The organism is Prochlorococcus marinus XMU1411, assembly GCF_017696075.1.
In the GTDB taxonomy this organism is placed as follows: Bacteria; Cyanobacteriota; Cyanobacteriia; order PCC-6307; family Cyanobiaceae; genus Prochlorococcus_A; species Prochlorococcus_A marinus_V.
On sequence record NZ_JAAORI010000003.1, the window covers coordinates 24,455 to 43,235 of the forward strand.

An 18,781-nucleotide genomic window follows, 5' to 3' on the forward strand; every position below is an offset into this window, starting at 1 on the left:
GATCTACTCAATGTCTACCTTAAAAAAACCAGATCTATCCGATCCAAAATTAAGAGCTAAATTAGCCAAAGGTATGGGCCATAATTATTATGGTGAACCAGCTTGGCCTAATGACTTGTTATATATTTTCCCAGTAGTCATTTTAGGGACTATTGCATGTGTGGTTGGACTGGCAGTTCTGGATCCTGCAATGTTAGGAGACAAAGCAAATCCATTTGCGACTCCACTAGAAATACTTCCTGAATGGTATCTCTATCCAGTGTTTCAAATACTTAGGGTAGTTCCCAATAAATTGTTGGGTATTGCGCTTCAAACATTAATTCCACTTGGATTAATGATTCTGCCTTTTATAGAGAACGTTAATAAATTCTCTAATCCCTTCAGAAGACCTGTAGCTATGTCAGCTTTCTTATTTGGTACTTTTTTAACTATATATCTCGGTATTGGTGCTTGTTTACCTATTGATAAGTCTCTAACTTTGGGCTTGTTTTAGTCTATATTTTAAACATATCTAGATCGTTATTTTCTTCTCTTAGAAAGTGATTCATTAATAAAAAACCAACAATCGTCCAAGTTTGGTAGGTTCTCGATTGTTGACCTACCCAAGTACCAGTAGGTCCATCAAAATATTCAGCCCACTCTTGCTTGGGCAATTGATTAAGCTGACACCAATAAGATTCTTCTATAAGAGATTTCATTTCTTCCATAAGAATTACATCATCAGAAGCGTAATTTTTTTGATGTAAAAGAACAGCAGCACCAAAAAACCAAAGTAAACTCGGCCAATGACCACCATTGTGGTAACTCCAAGGCCAATTCTTTGGATCTGATCCAGTTTTATTTTGCCATTCTTCGACATCCATGTGAGGATGACAAATTCTCATAGGCATTTGAGCCATTAAATGTTGTCTGTTATGTAAAACTAATCTAAATAAAGCTCTTTGTTCTGCTGGAGGTAGTATTCCGAACATACAGGCCAAAGAATTCCCTAAACTGTAAAATCGAAAGTCAGGTCTTCCTGTTCTAATATTTCCTATTAAATAACCACCCCTATTTTCTAACCAATCTTGAAGCCAAGATGGAACTACTTGAGGTTGAACGTTAAATTCATTGAAGTGTTGATCATCTCCATACTGCTCAGTGGGTCTTCTTCTTAGAATTTGCATTGTTTGACTGGTAACCCAATAATGTTTTAGGAGAAAGCTTCCTAAATCCTTAACCCATTGATTTGTAAGAATAAGCCTTTGATCTAAGAGTCTACTTACATGATCTGCTCGACTTAATTCCATTAAGTTGATACAACTTTTTAAGCATCCATGAAGTAAAACTTCTACTTCTAGAGGTGCTCCCCACACATCCATAGGTCTATCAATCATAAATGCGCAATCCGGAACAAAAAGTACTGGCGTACCCTCAAATGTTGGATGCAGAACTAAATCTAGTAAAAGTTGAATACCTCTTTGAACTCCTTGACTTTTTCCGAAGGCATAATCACCACTTTTGTTGACATAATACCAACATAAAATGGGCCACCATAAACTTGCATCAGCTGAAGTTATCCTCCCTATTGATCTCTGACCATAGTCTCCAATGAGCTTTCCATTCTCTTCAACGAAACTAGTAGGAAATACGCCACGTGTTTGGTAATTAGTGCTTTGTAACTCAAGGCATACACTTAGGAACCTTTTGACAATTTCGTACCGTTTTTGGGTAATGAGGTAAATCATTACTGGAACATTATCTCTTAAAAAGATTTCTCCATAATTTAACTTCTTATTTTTTGTTGGGTGTTCAAGTGCAGCAACACTGCCGACTAGCTCACCTGATATTTCAACTAAAGTCTTTTCAAAGTGTTTTTTTGCATTTGTTACAATTTTCTCTTCTTCGGAACTTGGTCTTACTCTTAAATTTTTTTGACTAAATCTTTCTGCCATTTCATTTATATCCCTTTATTTAAGCCTAGTTGTTTAAAGAGACTTTGAACAAATAAAAAATTAATAAAAAATTTTTGTATAAAAGGTTGCACAATTACAGTCGGATGGTTTAGTATTTTCTTCTGGGCAAAAATAATTTTTTTTGCATTATTCAAGCATTTATCTTAAATCTTATTTTTGGTAAATGAATGAATTTTTTGAAGATTTGATTTCTATCAGTATTTTCAGCCAGAAGAAGGGTTTTCCCTTCTAAATGAGTTATACAATTTTTGTTTAACTCTGCACCTAGAAAATTTAAAAACTTAGGAACTGATGCTTTTATTGCGTCAAAACTTTATCAAATTAGATTTGGTAATTTCGAGATGTAATGCAATAAAGGTGTGAGGTCCCGTCAAGAATATATAAAATTGTTTTCAATTGCTAACTTTTAGTTTTTTGAAAACCAACGGATCTGAGATCTTGGAAAGTCACCTTGAAATATTTTTAATGTGCACTCAAAGTAATCCTTAATTATTTAAGGAGGCTGAACCTAAATAACTTAAGTCAACCTTATCGTTATTTAGAGAATGCAATTCATATTGAGTAGATTTATCTACAAAAGGATTTGAACACAACGGAGAGTTTGATCCTGGCTCAGGATGAACGCTGGCGGCGTGCTTAACACATGCAAGTCGAACGAACCTTCGGGTTAGTGGCGGACGGGTGAGTAACGCGTGAGAATCTGCCCTCAGGAGGGGGATAACGGTTGGAAACGACCGCTAATACCCCATATGCCTATTGGTGAAATGAATTTCGCCTGAGGATGAGCTCGCGTCTGATTAGCTAGTTGGTGAGGTAATGGCTCACCAAGGCTTCGATCAGTAGCTGGTCTGAGAGGATGATCAGCCACACTGGGACTGAGACACGGCCCAGACTCCTACGGGAGGCAGCAGTGGGGAATTTTCCGCAATGGGCGAAAGCCTGACGGAGCAACGCCGCGTGAGGGACGAAGGCCTCTGGGCTGTAAACCTCTTTTCTCAAGGAAGAAGATATGACGGTACTTGAGGAATAAGCCACGGCTAATTCCGTGCCAGCAGCCGCGGTAATACGGGAGTGGCAAGCGTTATCCGGAATTATTGGGCGTAAAGCGTCCGCAGGCGGCTTTTCAAGTCTGCTGTTAAAACGTGGAGCTTAACTCCATCATGGCAGTGGAAACTGAAAGGCTTGAGTATGGTAGGGGCAGAGGGAATTCCCGGTGTAGCGGTGAAATGCGTAGATATCGGGAAGAACACCAGTGGCGAAGGCGCTCTGCTGGGCCATTACTGACGCTCATGGACGAAAGCCAGGGGAGCGAAAGGGATTAGATACCCCTGTAGTCCTGGCCGTAAACGATGAACACTAGGTGTCGGGGGAATCGACCCCTTCGGTGTCGTAGCTAACGCGTTAAGTGTTCCGCCTGGGGAGTACGCACGCAAGTGTGAAACTCAAAGGAATTGACGGGGGCCCGCACAAGCGGTGGAGTATGTGGTTTAATTCGATGCAACGCGAAGAACCTTACCAGGGTTTGACATCCTGCGAACCTCTTAGAAATTTGAGGGTGCCTTCGGGAATGCAGTGACAGGTGGTGCATGGCTGTCGTCAGCTCGTGTCGTGAGATGTTGGGTTAAGTCCCGCAACGAGCGCAACCCACGTTTTTAGTTGCCAGCATTTAGTTGGGCACTCTAGAAAGACCGCCGGTGATAAACCGGAGGAAGGTGTGGATGACGTCAAGTCATCATGCCCCTTACACCCTGGGCTACACACGTACTACAATGCTACGGACAAAGGGCAGCAAACTCGCGAGAGCTAGCAAATCCCATAAACCGTGGCTCAGTTCAGATCGTAGGCTGCAACTCGCCTACGTGAAGTAGGAATCGCTAGTAATCGCAGGTCAGCATACTGCGGTGAATACGTTCCCGGGCCTTGTACACACCGCCCGTCACACCATGGAAGTTGGCCATGCCCGAAGTCGTTACTCCAACCCTTGTGGAGGAGGACGCCGAAGGTGGGGCTAATGACTGGGGTGAAGTCGTAACAAGGTAGCCGTACCGGAAGGTGCGGCTGGATCACCTCCTAACAGGGAGACAACAAAATGTTAAATATTAATTTTGTCACCTTAGGTCGATCGGTATCTCACATTCTTAAATTTATTAAGAATTTTAATTCCTAAGTTTTTTCTAGGTCACACCCATTACTTTCCCTGGGCCATTAGCTCAGGTGGTTAGAGCGCACCCCTGATAAGGGTGAGGTCCCTGGTTCAAGTCCAGGATGGCCCATATCTCTATGTTGGGGGTATAGCTCAGTTGGTAGAGCGCCTGCTTTGCAAGCAGGATGTCAGCGGTTCGAGTCCGCTTACCTCCACTGATTACCACCTCTTCCATACTTTAAAGAAGGGAAATGTTTTGAGTTTTGATCAAATTCTGAACGAATCTAGCTTCCTAATAAAAAATTATTAAGATGCTGGACTCATTGAATTACATTCATTGTTTTCAGAGAACCTTGACAACTGCATAGATTATTTTTAAAGACAATAAGCATCTTGGATGATGCAGATTTATTATTTGTGCGAATGCATTAATAACAATTCTATTAAGCTGATGCTTCAATTTTTGAAGTTATTGGTCAAGCTACAAAGGGCTCACGGAGGATACCTAGGCACACAGAGGCGATGAAGGACGTGGTTACCTGCGATAAGTCTCGGGGAGTTGGAAGCACACTTTGATCCGGGAATTTCCGAATGGGGCAACCCCATGTACGGCCAACTGAATATATAGGTTGGTGCGAGCTAACCCAGCGAACTGAAACATCTTAGTAGCTGGAGGAAGAGAAAGTAAATAACGACTCCCTCAGTAGCGGCGAGCGAACGGGGAACAGCCCAAACCGATAGTCTTGACTATCGGGGTTGTGGGACAGCAATATGGATCAATAAGTCTAGAAGAAACGTTTGAATGGCGTGCCACAGAGGGTGAAAGCCCCGTAATCGAAAGATAAGTTGACCTAGCTGTATCCCGAGTAGCACGGAGCACGTGGAATTCCGTGTGAATCTGCGAGGACCACCTCGTAAGGCTAAGTACTACTGTGTGACCGATAGTGAAACAGTACCGCGAGGGAAAGGTGAAAAGAACCCCGGGAGGGGAGTGAAATAGAACATGAAACCGTGAGCTTACAAGCAATGGGAGCCCGACTAATCGGGTGACCGTGTGCCTGTTGAAGAATGAGCCGGCGACTTATAGGCACTGGCGGGTTAAACCGAAAATGGTGGAGCCACAGCGAAAGCGAGTCTTAATAGGGCGTTTGTCAGTGTTTATAGACCCGAACCCTGGTGATCTAACCATGGCCAGGATGAAGCTTGGGTGATACCAAGTGGAGGTCCGAACCGACTGAAGTTGAAAATTCAGCGGATGAGCTGTGGTTAGGGGTGAAATGCCAATCGAACCAGGAGCTAGCTGGTTCTCCCCGAAATACGTTTAGGCGTAGCGTCTAGTGCTCCAGCAGGGGGGTAAAGCAACCATTTCGGTGCGGGCTGCGAAAGCGGTACCAAATCGATATGAACTCTGAATACCCTGTGTGTAACTAGGCAGTCAGACTGTGGGGGATAAGCTCCATAGTCAAGAGGGAAACAGCCCAGACCGCCAGCTAAGGTCCCAAAATTAACGCTAAGTGATAAAGGAGGTGGGATTGCCCAGACAACCAGGAGGTTTGCCTAGAAGCAGCCATCCTCAAAGGAGTGCGTAATAGCTCACTGGTCGAGCGATCCTGCGCCGAAAATGAACGGGGCTAAGCGTTATACCGAAGCTGCGGATAAATTTATTTATGGTAGGGGAGCGTTCTATGTAGGGTGAAGCGTTAGCGTAAGCGGACGTGGACAGCATAGAAGTGAGAATGTCGGCTTGAGTAGCGAAAACATGGGTGAGAATCCCATGCCCCGAAACCCTAAGGGTTCCTCCGGCAGGCTCGTCCGCGGAGGGTTAGTCTGGACCTAAGGCGAGGCCGAAAGGCGTAGTCGATGGATAACAGGTCAATATTCCTGTACCAGATGTGTTTTGGGAAGAGGGACGGAGAAGGCTAGCCAGGCCAGATGTTGGTTACTGGTTCAAGCGTTCGAGGCTTTGAGAGATGGAGAAAACATCTTGAGCTAAGGCGTGAGTACGAGCTGCTACGGCAGCGAAGTTGGTGATGTCATGCTTCCAAGAAAAGCTCTATACCCGTTAAGACACAAATGCCAGTACCCGAAACCGACACAGGTGGGGTGGTAGAGAATACCGAGGGGCGCGAGATAACTCTCTCTAAGGAACTCGGCAAAATGGCCCCGTAACTTCGGGAGAAGGGGTGCCAGCGAGAGCTGGTCGCAGTGAAGAGGCGCAAGCGACTGTTTACCAAAAACACAGGTCTCCGCTAAGTCGTAAGACGATGTATGGGGGCTGACACCTGCCCAGTGCCGGAAGGTTAAGGAAGCTGGTTAGCTTTTAGTGAAGCTGGCGACTGAAGCCCCGGTGAACGGCGGCCGTAACTATAACGGTCCTAAGGTAGCGAAATTCCTTGTCGGGTAAGTTCCGACCCGCACGAAAGGTGTAACGATTTGCGCGCTGTCTCGGAGAGAGGCTCGGCGAAATAGAATTGTCTGTGAAGATGCGGACTACATACACCCGGACAGAAAGACCCTATGAAGCTTTACTGTAGTTTGATATTGTGCTCGGGCTCTGAATGCGCAGAATAGGTGGGAGACATTGAAATAGTGCTTGTGGGTACTATTGAGTCATCGGTGAGATACCACTCTTTTAGAGCTAGGGTTCTAACGCTTACCCGTTATCCGGGAAGCGGACAGTATCTGATGGGCAGTTTGACTGGGGCGGTCGCCTCCTAAAAGGTAACGGAGGCGCACAAAGGTTCCCTCAGGCTGGTTGGAAATCAGTCGTTGAGTGCAAAAGCAGAAGGGAGCTTGACTGTGAGACCTACAAGTCGAACAGGGACGAAAGTCGGTTTTAGTGATCCGACGGTTCTGCGTGGAAGGGCCGTCGCTCAACGGATAAAAGTTACTCTAGGGATAACAGGCTGATCTCCCCCAAGAGTTCACATCGACGGGGAGGTTTGGCACCTCGATGTCGGCTCATCGCAACCTGGGGCTGAAGTCGGTCCCAAGGGTTGGGCTGTTCGCCCATTAAAGCGGTACGCGAGCTGGGTTCAGAACGTCGTGAGACAGTTCGGTCCATATCCGGTGTATGCGCAGGAATATTGAGAGGATTTCTCCCTAGTACGAGAGGACCGGGAGGAACGCACCTCTGGTGTGCCAGTTATCGTGCCAACGGTAAACGCTGGGTAGCCATGTGCGGAGTGGATAACCGCTGAAAGCATCTAAGTGGGAAGCCCACCTCAAGATGAGTATTGCCATGGCTTAAGCCAGTAAGGTCACGGGAAGAACACCCGTTGATAGGCTCTACGTGGAAGCTTGGTAACAAGTGCAGCGGAGGAGTACTAATAGACCGAGGGCTTGACCAAATAAACTTAATTTATTGTTTTTAATTTATATAATTTTCTATGCAGTTCTCAAGGTTCAACCTATCCTGGTGTTCATGGCGATGTGGACCCACTCCGATCCATCTCGAACTCGGTTGTGAAACGCATCAGCGGCGAAAATATTTAGGGGGTAGCCCCTTGAGAAAATAGCTCAATGCCAGGTAAAAATATTTAAAGGGTTTACTCTGTAGGAGTAAGCCCTTTTTTATTTTTGGCATTTAGGACACCAATGGGTACTCCTTCCAGTAATTTTTCGCCTTTCAATTAAATTCCCACATTTTCGACATTCTTTACCAGCTCTCCTGTAGACATTTGTTTGTAAACCAAAATTTCCATTCTCTCCTTCCAAGTCCCTAAAATCGCTAAATGTCGTCCCCCCAGAACCTATACTTTTTTTTAATACAGTCACAATTGATTCTTGTAGCTTAGTTAACTCATTCTTCTTTATTGTTCGGGCTTCCCGAAAAGGGGAAATCCCAGCTGAGTATAAACTTTCATCAGCATAAATATTACCTATACCTGCCACTATTGTTTGATCTAATAAAATAGCTTTTATAGATTTTGTTCTTTTTAAAAGAACTTTCTTAAGGTAATTTGCATCAAAGTCTTTAGAAAATGGTTCTGGTCCTAATGAACCTAAACCTTTAATTATTTTGTTAAGCGATAGGTCTTTCTTAATCCACCACATTTGGCCAAAACTTCTTACATCAATGTACCTAAGCTCATTATTCCTTCTATCGAAAAATCTTATTCTTGTATGTTTACAAGGCTGAGTCGAGTTATCAATAAATTTAAAATATCCAGTCATTCTTAGATGAACCACTAGAAATCCATTGTTTTGTGATTCTTCTAGAGAACAATTAATATCCTCATGTTGAACTTTTTTTAATTGAGCTATTAAGTATTTTCCTCTTCTCTCCCATTTTTGTATAAGTGAATTCTGAAGTCCCTTAATAAAATCTTCCTTGTTTGGGAATGCAATAGTTGAATCTCTAAAGACTTCTACTTTTTTTATAATAAAGTTATTAAGTTTTTGCTCTAAACCTCTGCGAACAGTTTCTACTTCAGGTAATTCAGGCAATTATTTAAGCTTTTTCTAATTCACTTTCAGCAAAGTTATTTGTATTTGCACCACCATCAGTTCCGCTGATACCAGCATAATTTACTTTATCGAATCTAACCACACAGTTATATTTAATACCTGAGGTATCAACTGAAGCAACTTTCCCTATTTCATTGTACCAATATGATTCTGGTCTTTTTACTCTTACGAGATCTCCTCTTGAAATTGCCATTACTGTTAATTTAACTTTTTGTACAATAACCTATCATTAATATTCTTAGACAAATTATTCACACATATTAATTAAAAGTTCTAACAAAAATCATTTATAAGATTTTTTTCGAATTCTTCTTTAGCAGGCTCTCCTCCCCTCCACTTTCTGCCTGGTATTCTTACATCTAATACATTTGTATCGCAATTTATTGAAAGAATAAGTTTTTTATTTTCTTTATTTAGTGCTTTTAAAACTTTTCTACCTTTAATTTTCTTAAAAGATTTACTTTGAATAATTATTGGACCATAAATTTGTTTACCTAACTCAAGTGATTCATTATTTTTTTTATTTTCAGTTGTTTCATAATTTTCTGAATTAATTGTGTTCTTTTTTCTTATTATGAGCTTTTGACCAGCTTTTATTGAATCAGGATTATTGAGATTATTTATCCCTATCAGATCGATTACTTTTAAATCATATTTGTTTGATATATCAGTAAGATTTTCACCAGTTTGAACAATATGATAATTATTTATAAAATCAGATTGTTTTGTAAGATTTTCAGTAGATTCGGAAATAATAAGATTTTGGCCAACAAAGATATAATTTTCATCTTTTAAGTTATTCAATTTAATAATTAAATCTTTATTTATCGAATAGAATTTTGAAATGCTTGATATTGTATCTCCACTTTTTACAATATGAATTTTTTTTATTTCAGTTTTTTCTTCAGTAATTGATTCTTTTTTAGCAATATTCTCAATTCTATTGTTTGCTGAAAATATTTTTTCTTCAGATTTTATCAATGATTGATTAAAAAAATTAATAAATATGGCAATTACTAAAAATGCAAATTTCATAAAACTCACTATTTATTTAAAGATAATCTTTAAATTTAAAATCGCTAGGTTTTTGAAAATAATTTAAGTAATTTAAATCTGAAAAATAAACTTTAAAAATTTCTTTACTCTTTCGTAGGGAGGATACCGCAGATTTGAATCAAATAAAAACCCTTTAAAAGTAATAGATTTTTGATTTGAAAAATTGCGAAACCCCTCTTCTCCATGAAATTTACCAATACCACTTTGCCCAACGCCTCCAAACGGCAAATTTGGAATAAGGACTGGTAGCATCACATCGTTTATACAAATTGTTCCTGAGCTGGTTACTTTTGAAATATGATTATGGATTTTTTTATTGCCTCCAAATAAATAGATTGCTAATGGTTTTGATGTTTGACTTATCTGTTTTAAGGCTGATTCCTTATCATTGATTCTAATTACTGGAAGTAGTGAACTGAATAGTTCTTTCTGCAAAATATCTGTTTCATTTAATTTAGTTCTCAAGATTGTAGGAGATATTTTCAACTTTTTTTTACTAAAAGTCCCCCCAAATAAAATTCTTTTTTCTTTTTTATATTTTTTGAGAATTTCTACAGTTGATGTAAATTGCTTTTTCTCTAATTTTGATAAGTTTTCGGAAATAATTGGATTATTTCCGTAAAAACTCACTACGTATTTCTTTAGTTTTTCTATAAAAATATTTTCAATTTCTTTATCTACAAAGATATGATTCGGAGCCATGCAGGATTGACCAGAATTAAAAAATTTGCCCCAAACAATTCTTTTTGCAGCCACCTCTAAATTTGCATTCTTGAAAACAATTACAGGATTTGTTCCGCTTAACTCAAGAGTTAATGGAGTTAAGTTTTTTGAAGCTAATTTCATTATAGATTTTCCAGTTTCAGTACTTCCTGTAAAAAAAATGTGGTCAAAATTTTGTTCAATTAATTTTATGGATTGTTGATTATCACCCTCTACTGTCATTAGGACATCTTTTTGGAAATATTTGGAAGTAAGCTTTTTAATAAGTTTTGAGGTCGCAGGACATTTCTCTGATGGTTTTATAACTGCAGTATTTCCTGCTGAGAAAATATTTACCAATGGCTTTAAAACATAAAGTAATGGATAATTATATGGACCAAGAATCAAGACACACCCAAGAGGTTCATAAATAACTTGGGAGGATGATGGAAATAGATAAAAAGGTGTACCAATCTTTTTTGGTCGCATCCAAGAGTTGAGTTTCTTTTTTATGAGTGAAATTTCTTCTTTCACTAAAAGTATTTCTGAAAGCCCTTCAATTTCAGATTTACCGAGATCAACAAAAAGTGATTTGATAATCTCTTTTTTATTTTCATCCAAAAGTTTAGAAATTATATTTATATGATGGATCCGCCATTTTATATCTTCAGTTTTACCAGTGAGAACTGTATTTTTTAATTTATAAATGTCTTCTAAATGAAATTTATCAGAAATTTTCATTTTTTACCTTTGAATAGTATTAAATATATCAGAGGATAAATTGTAAATAACTAAGGTTTTATCCAATTAAATCAAAGCGAATGGTTTATGAGAAATAATCAAATTTATTAATATTGCCTTTAAAAATTCAAATTTTTCTTGGTTAGTATATTTCTATGAGGAAAAATTTTTCAATTAGATTGATATCTATAAATGAAATACCAGAAGTCACAAACTGGGCAAGGTTAGAAGGATTTTCTCCTGGAATAGATGATGTATCAATTTATAGAAATACAGATAAACAAGGGGTATGGGTAGCTTGTCTCGATAATAAGCCTATAGGTTCTATTGCGTGCATAAAATATAATTCCTCATATGGTTTTATAGGTTTATTTATCGTTAAAAAAGAATTCCGAAATAATGGATATGGAGTGAGATTATGGAAACATGCCCTCGAATATTTGGAAAAAGTTGATTGTATTGGTCTTGAGGCTGCCCCAGATAGATTGAATGATTACGCAAAGTGGGGTTTTAGAAAATCTTCCATTACAAATCGATGGAAATTAAATGGTTCTCAAGATTTGCCATTGAGAAATTTCTATAAAGATCAATTTCAATCTTTTAAAGTTGTCCCTGGTAATAAAATTTCTTCTGAAGCAGTCTTAATTTATGATGATCAAAGAGAACCTAGTCCCAGACCACATTTTCTAAATGACTGGTTGAAAAATTCTCATGGTAATGTCAGTGCAATTGTCGATAATAATGGGATGTGTCATGGATTTGGAAGAATAAGACCTTGTGTATTAGAGGATAATGAACAAGGCTGGAGAATAGGACCTCTTTTAGCGGATACTCCACCACTTGCTGAACTGTTAATAAGGGAGTTAGTTGGTGATTTAGATGCACAAATCTTATTGGATTGCTCTAATCTGAATCCGTATGCCAATTATCTTTTATCAAGTTTGGGGTTTAAGGAAATATCAAAAACTTACAGAATGTATAAAGGCATTCAACCTCCCTGCCCAATGAATCAATTATACGGACTTGCCTGCTTGGAACTGGGGTGATTTCTTTTAAAGCGTTCAATTTACTTTATGTTTCTGTAATACTGAAAGAAGTTTTTTTGATTATCCATAAGCTTAACTTGCAGAAGGTTTTAAAATTTTTTCTACAATATCGGCGTTGATTATAGTGATCTCTCCATTATCAATATTGGCAACTTGAAACAAGGTCCATGAATTTGGATTTCTAGCTCCTCCAATACAGTCGATAACTTGACCGACCCAATGATTTTTATTCTTTTCCTTAGGATCTTCGCAATTTTCTTTTTTAATTGCGACATAATCACCAGGCTTAACGAAAAGAAACTCAGGAGTTGCCGAGCTCACAATAAATAGTTAATAGTATATATGTACTATAGTAAGTTATTAGTTTTGTTGCCGAACTTTGAATTATTTCGCAAACTAGAGGTAATTCAAAAATAAAATGGAATCAACTGAAATTGCTATATTTTCAACATTATTGGGGTTAATTTTAGCTTTAACTGATGCTTATATAGAAAGAAATATTCCTGGATAATATTTCCAATTCATTTCTTAAATCAAATAAGATTTAAGCTGGTCTAATATGTCGGCACGGTTGGAAACTAATTTTGTAAAAACTAAATATATCAATCCACCCATTGCGAGTCTTCCGTTAATTTTCTCTAACTGCTTTAGTTTTCTAAACATATTGATTTTGTGATTAAACAAAATTTAAAGGGTATAGAAAATAAAAAAGTATTGATTACTTCAAAATAAAAGAAATTTTTTACAAATTTATAGAAATATTATTTCAAGCACGAATTAAATTTAAAGCCAAGCCTCTTTCATTTCAAAATAAAGTCTTTCGCTCTCAGCGGAATTAATTTTGCTTTCAGAATAGGATTGCTGCTGTTGCTGTTGCTGCTGTTGAGTTGAGTTAGTATTAGGGTTTTGGACTTCGCTCATTAGAGGGCTGAAATATTTGTGTTTATTCTCTCATATTTAGAGCTTTTTTTGTCAAATTAAATTCTTAAATTTTATTTAAATTTTCTAATTTTTAATTTTTGTTTTTTTAGAAAAAAAGTTATTTCGCTACTGTTGTTTTGGCGTACAAAAATTTAACTTCCCAATATACAATTCCTAGGAAGATAGCACTTGCAATAATAATTTCCGAAATGGCTAACATTTTATGTATCAATTCTAATTTAATTTTGGTATCAATTTACACAGAATGCAATAGGTACTAATTACATATAAGATTTTAAAAAATCTTACTTAATAAAATAACGCATCAAAATAATATAAAATTTAGAGTTAGATATATATTATTTTCGTGGGGAATTTCATAAGTACAGCAATTCTTATACCTTTAATACCTCTACTAACGGCTTTATTTATTTTTATTTTATTGGCAAGTTTTAACAGAACACTTAACAGGTTAACAAAACCAGTTACTGCACTTATTGCATTATCTTTATTAAGTTCTGCTTTTATAAGCTCATTTGACTATTTTAAGAAAATAGAAGAAGAATTAGCTTTATCTGAATTTCTTAAATTGTTTGAAGAAACAAATTTAGTTCTACATCTTAATTTATTAAATGAAAAAATTATAATTTTTTTCTCATTAGTAATGATATTAATAATTGGGTTATCTTTTTATAAATTACCTAGAAAAAAAGGTTATGTCTCATTGATGATTGGCCTAGGACTAATATCTTCTTCAGTTATGATCTCAATATTACTATTAGATTTTTCAGCACTAATTTAAACGGTAGTAAGTATTGACAAAGCTTGGTTGAGTTCTTGGACATGATTTAATTCATCTTGCGCAATTTCTTTTATTTTTTCATCATTTGGATTGTCTTTTAAATATTTGGAATAAGTTTCAAATGCATGTTCTTCAATTTTTATGTTGACATCATAAGCATTAGCTGGAGAGAAGAAATAATAAAAAACCATGATCCAGTAATAAACGAGCACAAGGTGTCTCGCAAAAAATCTATCAATCCAGAACTTATCTCCTCCTCTTTTCTCCATTTCTTTAAGATGCTCAGTTTCGTTAATAGCTTGATAAAAATGTTCTTTCATTAAAATCATTGTTTTTTCATTTTTAATTCCTAGGGATTCTTTGAAATGAAGAACTGAAAGAAATGCGAAATAAGGTGATCTAGCTATGACTTCTAAAACCCAAAATCTTTGTAAAGATCTACCAGAGTATATGAAATCTAAGAATTTGACAGTAATATTCAAAATAAAAGAATTTAATTTCTTCATAAATTTTTGTTTTCTTTAAGTATAATTACTCAATTACTCGAAGTCTATAATGTTTTTAGGTAATTAACCAAAAATTAATATTCATAGTCCTAAAAATGTATCTTCCATTGAAATATTTTTTTTTCATGCATTAATTGGATAGATAAAAATTTTATATGACAATTACTGAAAAAATTGCAAATGCTAAAAAGAGGATTGATGAATTGGAAAGACTTATAAAATATTGGGATGATTCAGAGCATGATGAGGCAAAAATAAAAAATTTTACAATGAAAATTAAAAACAAAGTTGCTTAGATATTGATTATTAAGGCTGATTAACTTTTATCTACTTAAAGTGATTTAACCTCTTTGAGGTTTCGAATATTGTTTAATTCTTAAATAGAGCAATTAAACCTATTTTCAAAAACGGTAAAGAAGAAATAATCTAAAAGAAAAATATATATGAAAACCTTTTCAAAAAAATATTTAGTTCCAATTAAATTTATACCATGGGTTTTTTGGGTATTAATGTCTTTTATAAGTATATATTTGTGTAAGATAGCCTGGGTAAGTTGAATAATTAATGAATTTAGCTTCTCCTTAGCCAACCAGGAGCACCTCCAAACCAATCGGATATATCATCTTCATTTGGGTTGAAATGATTTTCTTTATCGAGTCCATCTATCCCAAATGATTGTAAGAGGTTATCAATCCCCCCATCATTTTTTGTGCCATTCCTTCTAAAGCTGTTAGCTTTTTTCAACCAAAGAGAAATTGTCGAATTATGGTGTGCAAATTTCTCAACATATATCCTTTCTTCTAACGTAATTGATTTATCTTGAGCAATTCTTTTAATTATTCCTTGAATCTTGAGTCTTTTTGCATTACTTAGAAGCATTTTTAATCAATTCATTATTCTTTTTATAGGAAGGATTACCAAATATATCTTGTCAATGTTAATTTCAACAAATTCACTACTTTAAAAGGCTTTTAAGCAAGAAAAGTCTTAAGACACTAAAAAAGGGGATCAATAAGTTACTCATGATACTTTTATTTATTTATCAAACTTATAATTCCTACAAATTAGATAAAAAAAATCAATCCATTCATAAGGATACTTTGGGAATTCAGATAAGTGGACGCAATTGTTGCGTTATAGTAAAATTGTACTAATATTAGTACATATGTATTGTTAAGATATGAAAGTGATTTCATCTTCTCCTTATGCCCCTTTTAATTCAAAAGAGTGGAATTCTCTAATAAGCAAAAATGCAAAGTTTGAAAATACTCCAATAAAGATTCAAAAAAAATTTTATAGAACTTTTACTCTAAAAAAGATTGAAAAAGATGAACTTTTGCAAGAAAAGAATGAATTGCATCAACAAATGCAACTTGTATTCGGATAGAAAAATATTAACTAACAATTTTTTTATTGAATATTATTTTAAGAGATACAATTTTTTGTTAGATTAGTAGAAATACAAGAAGGATTTAATTTGGCTGTAGATCGAGAACTTTTAAAAGAAGTTACCCAAGAACTTTGGAATACCGTAAAAAAACTAAGACCTGAAATAGATCGGCAAACTCGACTTCAATTAGTTTTAAAGGCCTTATTAACAATTGGAGATTTGCCAGATCAAATGCAAGCTGCCATGGTTGTAGGTGTTTGCGCAGAAATGGATAAGAGTGATGTTGATAATGTTGAAACCAATTCACAAACTAATGATTCTAGCGGAGTTGATACTTCTACAGGCAGAAAAGTTGTTAGAAGAAGTTCAGCTAAATAAACCTTTAAAAGATCATCCTTTAATTTTCTTTGATTCGTTTTTATTAAGTCTATTGAATAGGTAATATGAAATTACAAGTAAGAGAGGAACAAATATTGAATGTAAAGTCATCATTAATTCTGTTTGGCCCATTCCTATAAGATTTGACTCGCTTGGAAGTTGTTCTGACCAAGTGCCAACTAAATGCCATGCTTGAGGAATTGATAAGAAAAACATATTAAAGCTATAAGTTAAGTTTATGTTCAGATAAAGATTATCATTATTGAACGTTTTTGCTTTCTTTATTCTTATTTCTTAACTAAGTATTTGTAGTGATATTAAAAAGAACTTGATTCATAAATTTATTTTTTTAAGAAGAGTTTTAAATTCTTTTTTACCGATAATTTTTTCAGCTGCGTAAGCACCACTTGCTGAAACCGCAGGAATTCCAATACCTGGAAATGTACTTGCACCGCAAGTAAATAAATTTTTCACTGGAGTTTTGCAGCCTGGGAAAAGACCTTTTGCTGCAGATAATGCAGGGCCGTAACTACCGCAATAGGTATTGGTGAATTTTTTATGAGTAATTGGGGTTCCTAGCATTTTTAAATCAATCCTTTCATCTATGTCAGGGATGAATTTTCGCACTGCATTAAGGAATATTGAACATCTTTCTTCTTTCAAATTTCTATATTCTAATTCCTTTGGATTTAGGTTTTCCCAAATTTCCCAAGGTTCATTTGCGGGAGTATATCCATGAAGAACATGTTTCCCCTTAGGGGCCATATTTTTATCTAAAACAGATGGGATTGAAAATACAGCTATATTTCTTTCTGCGGTTATACCTTTTTCCCACTCATCAACATGTATCGCATGTATTGGCAAATCTTCAAGACCATCAGCATCAAAACCTAGATGTATATGAAGGAAAGAATCACATTTATTAGGGTTCAAAACTTTTGTATTCCATTTTTTTGAAATTTCATTTGGAATTAACTTTTTTAAATTCCAAACATCAGTATTTGTGACAACAGATTCACAACGATAACTAGAACCATTATTAAGAGTGATACCTGTCGCTAAATTTTTATTGAAGTTAATTGTCTTTACTCTAGAAGAGAGAATTAATTCTCCTCCATTTTTTTTAAATCCATTAATTAAGGCTTTTACGATAGATTCACTACCCCCTTTAGGGTATTCAAGGTATGAATTTGGTTCAAACCATTCGTTAAATAAAGTAGCCATCGCAGCAGTATTTGTATCATGCATTGACATACCACTTATCAAAAAGCTTAATAAATCAACCCAATTTCTGAGAAAAGGATCCTCTAGATGATTATTTACTAAATTCCCAAAGCCCTTATTAATTTTTGGGATTTGCTTGATATTAGGTAAAAATTTTGAGGTTAAATTTATTAGATCTAAAAAATTTATTGATTCGGGAGAAAATGAGAGTAAAGGTATTTCATTTATTATTTGGCTAAGAGGCTTTATTCCGGAAATAAATGATTCCCATTCTTTAACAGATTTCTCACCTCTTAAAGTTTTAATTGTTTGTTTAAAAGGTTCTTCCCCAACATCAAGATTAAAATTGCCTTCTGGGACAATTACTTGCCAACCTTTGTATTGAAATAGTTCAACTTCTTCATCAAGTAATTTAAGAATTTGCCCTAAGGGGTTAGTGGTCGGCCATTTACCTATTCCACTCCACAATGAAGGACCTGATTCGAAAGTGTAACCTTTTCTTTTGAAACTGTGAGCGGCACCTCCAGGTTGGGTATGTGCTTCGCATATAAGTACTTTTTTGCCTGATAAAGCTAGAATCGAACCGCAACATAATCCCCCTATTCCACTACCGACTATTACAACATCAAACTTTTCCATCAAATATTTACTCTACTCTTCTTGTAAAATAAATTTGTTTAGACAAAAGTATTAGTTGAAGTTGTGATACTTAGTACAACAGCTAAGAAAAATATGTAAGGGACTGCTTTAAGAGGTATGTAACCTTGGCTTTTAGAAATAAAATCCATTAATTTAGTAACTTAATGTAAACATAATAACGTGATCTTGTTCCTTATGTGTGCCAAAAAATTATTTTTTTAGAAATATATTGAAACAAAGAAATCTTTTTGAAGAGATTTTTTAACTAGGTACATTTTTTATGAAGTCATCTTAGTATTTGATTCTTAGATTAAAATCTATTATGCAAAACTTTCCTGATATTAATGAGATAAAACTATTAGAAAAAAATTCTCAAAAAAATGGTAGCGGAATTGTATATGAGGATTTGTTAGGAATATGGAAGTTTAAGTATGTATGGGGAAAGCAGTCAGATGAAATCAAAAATATACCCAGTTCGATTCTCCAAGTATTGTCGGCAAGACTCGAATTAAAAAGTAAAAATAAAGAGGATCAAATAAATTATGAAATAAAAAATTCAATTAATTTCGGATTATTAAATATTACTTTTATAGGCAGCGCAGAATTAAAAGGGTTTAGACCTTTATTGGCTTTTTATTTTGAAGAATTGAAAATTAGTATTGGTAGTTTCACAATATATAGTAAGGGATTAAAAAAAATAGAAGATAAAAAAATGCCTTTTTTCTCACTTGTAGGAATTAGCACGAAAGATAATTGGTTATGTGCTCGAGGAAGGGGGGGAGGGCTTGCAATATGGGTTAAGGCTTAA

At 35.7% G+C, this 18,781-nt stretch carries 18 protein-coding genes, 2 tRNA genes and 3 rRNA genes; 12 read left to right on the plus strand and 11 right to left on the minus strand.

All coding sequences use genetic code 11. The features are described from left to right. Positions 1-10 precede the first annotated feature (10 nt). Positions 11-493 carry a cytochrome b6-f complex subunit IV gene (petD, locus tag HA145_RS01750; protein ID WP_209127591.1) on the plus strand — a complete coding sequence of 161 codons (483 nt, stop codon included), beginning with the start codon at positions 11-13 and terminating at the stop codon, positions 491-493. Between the two features lies 1 nt (position 494). On the opposite strand, the gene HA145_RS01755 is transcribed toward petD, so the two are convergent. Further along, on the minus strand, positions 495-1,934 hold the full coding sequence (locus HA145_RS01755; RefSeq protein WP_209127592.1) for a glycoside hydrolase 100 family protein: 1,440 nt from the start codon (positions 1,932-1,934) through the stop codon (positions 495-497). A gap of 610 nt (positions 1,935-2,544) precedes the next feature. Here HA145_RS01755 and HA145_RS01760 point away from each other — a divergent pair. The 5 genes from HA145_RS01760 (at position 2,545) to rrf (ending at position 7,629) form a co-directional block, all read left to right on the plus strand. Continuing rightward, positions 2,545-4,029, plus strand: a 16S ribosomal RNA gene (locus HA145_RS01760). Positions 4,030-4,154: 125 nt separating this feature from the next. Further along, positions 4,155-4,228, plus strand: a tRNA-Ile gene (locus tag HA145_RS01765). A gap of 12 nt (positions 4,229-4,240) precedes the next feature. Then, positions 4,241-4,313: transfer RNA gene (locus HA145_RS01770), tRNA-Ala, on the plus strand. Positions 4,314-4,572: 259 nt separating this feature from the next. Continuing rightward, positions 4,573-7,448 (plus strand): 23S ribosomal RNA (locus HA145_RS01775). 64 nt (positions 7,449-7,512) lie between these two features. Then, positions 7,513-7,629 (plus strand): 5S ribosomal RNA (gene rrf / locus HA145_RS01780). Together the 16S, 23S and 5S rRNA genes with 2 tRNA genes alongside form the textbook arrangement of a ribosomal RNA operon. 42 nt (positions 7,630-7,671) lie before the next feature. Here rrf and HA145_RS01785 read toward each other — a convergent pair. The 4 genes from HA145_RS01785 to HA145_RS01800 form a co-directional block, all read right to left on the minus strand. Then, positions 7,672-8,547, minus strand: coding sequence for a DNA-formamidopyrimidine glycosylase (locus tag HA145_RS01785; RefSeq protein WP_209127593.1), 876 nt, complete (start codon positions 8,545-8,547; stop codon positions 7,672-7,674). A 4-nt stretch (positions 8,548-8,551) separates the two neighbouring features. Then, a complete protein-coding gene (locus tag HA145_RS01790) occupies positions 8,552-8,761 on the minus strand; it encodes a photosystem I reaction center subunit IV (protein WP_011817817.1) in 210 nt (69 codons plus the stop codon). An 80-nt stretch (positions 8,762-8,841) separates the two neighbouring features. Beyond that, a complete protein-coding gene (locus HA145_RS01795) occupies positions 8,842-9,603 on the minus strand; it encodes a LysM peptidoglycan-binding domain-containing protein (protein WP_209127594.1) in 762 nt (253 codons plus the stop codon). Positions 9,604-9,675: 72 nt separating this feature from the next. Then, positions 9,676-11,067 (minus strand): aldehyde dehydrogenase family protein, encoded by a 1,392-nt coding sequence (locus tag HA145_RS01800; RefSeq protein WP_209127595.1) that lies wholly within the window; start codon positions 11,065-11,067, stop codon positions 9,676-9,678. 155 nt (positions 11,068-11,222) lie between these two features. On the opposite strand from HA145_RS01800, the gene HA145_RS01805 reads away from it, so the two are divergent. Then, the gene (locus HA145_RS01805) at positions 11,223-12,113 is read left to right on the plus strand and encodes a GNAT family N-acetyltransferase (protein ID WP_209127596.1); all 891 of its coding nucleotides are present in this window, start codon (positions 11,223-11,225) and stop codon (positions 12,111-12,113) included. Between the two features lie 72 nt (positions 12,114-12,185). Here HA145_RS01805 and HA145_RS01810 read toward each other — a convergent pair whose 3' ends face one another. Next, positions 12,186-12,434: a DUF3104 domain-containing protein gene (locus HA145_RS01810; protein ID WP_209127597.1), complete on the minus strand. Its 249-nt coding sequence runs from the start codon at positions 12,432-12,434 to the stop codon at positions 12,186-12,188. A gap of 462 nt (positions 12,435-12,896) precedes the next feature. Continuing rightward, positions 12,897-13,034 (minus strand): hypothetical protein, encoded by a 138-nt coding sequence (locus tag HA145_RS01815; protein WP_209127598.1) that lies wholly within the window; start codon positions 13,032-13,034, stop codon positions 12,897-12,899. A gap of 367 nt (positions 13,035-13,401) precedes the next feature. Between HA145_RS01815 and HA145_RS01820 the strand changes: the two genes are divergently transcribed. Next, a complete protein-coding gene (locus HA145_RS01820; protein ID WP_209127599.1) occupies positions 13,402-13,836 on the plus strand; it encodes an NADH-quinone oxidoreductase in 435 nt (144 codons plus the stop codon). Here the strand turns inward: HA145_RS01820 and HA145_RS01825 are convergent. Next, a complete protein-coding gene (locus HA145_RS01825; RefSeq protein WP_209127600.1) occupies positions 13,833-14,342 on the minus strand; it encodes an alternative oxidase in 510 nt (169 codons plus the stop codon). The genes HA145_RS01820 and HA145_RS01825 overlap by 4 nt on opposite strands. A 155-nt stretch (positions 14,343-14,497) precedes the next feature. On the opposite strand from HA145_RS01825, the gene HA145_RS01830 reads away from it, so the two are divergent. Next, a complete protein-coding gene (locus tag HA145_RS01830; protein ID WP_209127601.1) occupies positions 14,498-14,638 on the plus strand; it encodes a hypothetical protein in 141 nt (46 codons plus the stop codon). A gap of 274 nt (positions 14,639-14,912) precedes the next feature. Here HA145_RS01830 and HA145_RS01835 read toward each other — a convergent pair whose 3' ends face one another. Further along, positions 14,913-15,221 carry a hypothetical protein gene (locus HA145_RS01835; protein ID WP_209127602.1) on the minus strand — a complete coding sequence of 103 codons (309 nt, stop codon included), beginning with the start codon at positions 15,219-15,221 and terminating at the stop codon, positions 14,913-14,915. 301 nt (positions 15,222-15,522) lie between these two features. Here HA145_RS01835 and HA145_RS01840 point away from each other — a divergent pair, with 301 nt between their 5' ends. Then, on the plus strand, positions 15,523-15,729 hold the full coding sequence (locus HA145_RS01840; RefSeq protein WP_209127603.1) for a hypothetical protein: 207 nt from the start codon (positions 15,523-15,525) through the stop codon (positions 15,727-15,729). A 90-nt stretch (positions 15,730-15,819) separates the two neighbouring features. Then, positions 15,820-16,110, plus strand: a complete 291-nt coding sequence (locus tag HA145_RS01845) for a TIGR03894 family protein (protein WP_209127604.1) — start codon at positions 15,820-15,822, stop codon at positions 16,108-16,110. Between the two features lie 12 nt (positions 16,111-16,122). On the opposite strand, the gene HA145_RS01850 is transcribed toward HA145_RS01845, so the two are convergent. Together HA145_RS01850 and HA145_RS01855 are read right to left on the minus strand one after the other, a co-directional pair. Continuing rightward, entirely contained in the window at positions 16,123-16,326 is a 204-nt protein-coding gene (locus tag HA145_RS01850) for a hypothetical protein (RefSeq protein WP_025931386.1), read from the minus strand. A gap of 117 nt (positions 16,327-16,443) precedes the next feature. Beyond that, positions 16,444-17,973: a phytoene desaturase family protein gene (locus HA145_RS01855; protein WP_209127605.1), complete on the minus strand. Its 1,530-nt coding sequence runs from the start codon at positions 17,971-17,973 to the stop codon at positions 16,444-16,446. Positions 17,974-18,295: 322 nt separating this feature from the next. Between HA145_RS01855 and HA145_RS01860 the strand changes: the two genes are divergently transcribed. Further along, a complete protein-coding gene (locus HA145_RS01860) occupies positions 18,296-18,781 on the plus strand; it encodes a hypothetical protein (protein ID WP_209127606.1) in 486 nt (161 codons plus the stop codon).

What these genes read in the sequence shown, in the direction of transcription:
- petD (WP_209127591.1), top strand. Translation starts at nt 11, where the DNA reads ATGTCTACCTTAAAAAAACCAGATCTATCCGATCCAAAATTAAGAGCT.
- HA145_RS01755 (WP_209127592.1), bottom strand. Translation starts at nt 1,934, where the DNA reads ATGGCAGAAAGATTTAGTCAAAAAAATTTAAGAGTAAGACCAAGTTCC.
- HA145_RS01790 (WP_011817817.1), bottom strand. Translation starts at nt 8,761, where the DNA reads ATGGCAATTTCAAGAGGAGATCTCGTAAGAGTAAAAAGACCAGAATCA.
- HA145_RS01795 (WP_209127594.1), bottom strand. Translation starts at nt 9,603, where the DNA reads ATGAAATTTGCATTTTTAGTAATTGCCATATTTATTAATTTTTTTAAT.
- HA145_RS01800 (WP_209127595.1), bottom strand. Translation starts at nt 11,067, where the DNA reads ATGAAAATTTCTGATAAATTTCATTTAGAAGACATTTATAAATTAAAA.
- HA145_RS01805 (WP_209127596.1), top strand. Translation starts at nt 11,223, where the DNA reads ATGAGGAAAAATTTTTCAATTAGATTGATATCTATAAATGAAATACCA.
- HA145_RS01815 (WP_209127598.1), bottom strand. Translation starts at nt 13,034, where the DNA reads ATGAGCGAAGTCCAAAACCCTAATACTAACTCAACTCAACAGCAGCAA.
- HA145_RS01825 (WP_209127600.1), bottom strand. Translation starts at nt 14,342, where the DNA reads ATGAAGAAATTAAATTCTTTTATTTTGAATATTACTGTCAAATTCTTA.
- HA145_RS01830 (WP_209127601.1), top strand. Translation starts at nt 14,498, where the DNA reads ATGACAATTACTGAAAAAATTGCAAATGCTAAAAAGAGGATTGATGAA.
- HA145_RS01835 (WP_209127602.1), bottom strand. Translation starts at nt 15,221, where the DNA reads ATGCTTCTAAGTAATGCAAAAAGACTCAAGATTCAAGGAATAATTAAA.
- HA145_RS01840 (WP_209127603.1), top strand. Translation starts at nt 15,523, where the DNA reads ATGAAAGTGATTTCATCTTCTCCTTATGCCCCTTTTAATTCAAAAGAG.
- HA145_RS01850 (WP_025931386.1), bottom strand. Translation starts at nt 16,326, where the DNA reads ATGTTTTTCTTATCAATTCCTCAAGCATGGCATTTAGTTGGCACTTGG.
- HA145_RS01855 (WP_209127605.1), bottom strand. Translation starts at nt 17,973, where the DNA reads ATGGAAAAGTTTGATGTTGTAATAGTCGGTAGTGGAATAGGGGGATTA.
- HA145_RS01860 (WP_209127606.1), top strand. Translation starts at nt 18,296, where the DNA reads ATGCAAAACTTTCCTGATATTAATGAGATAAAACTATTAGAAAAAAAT.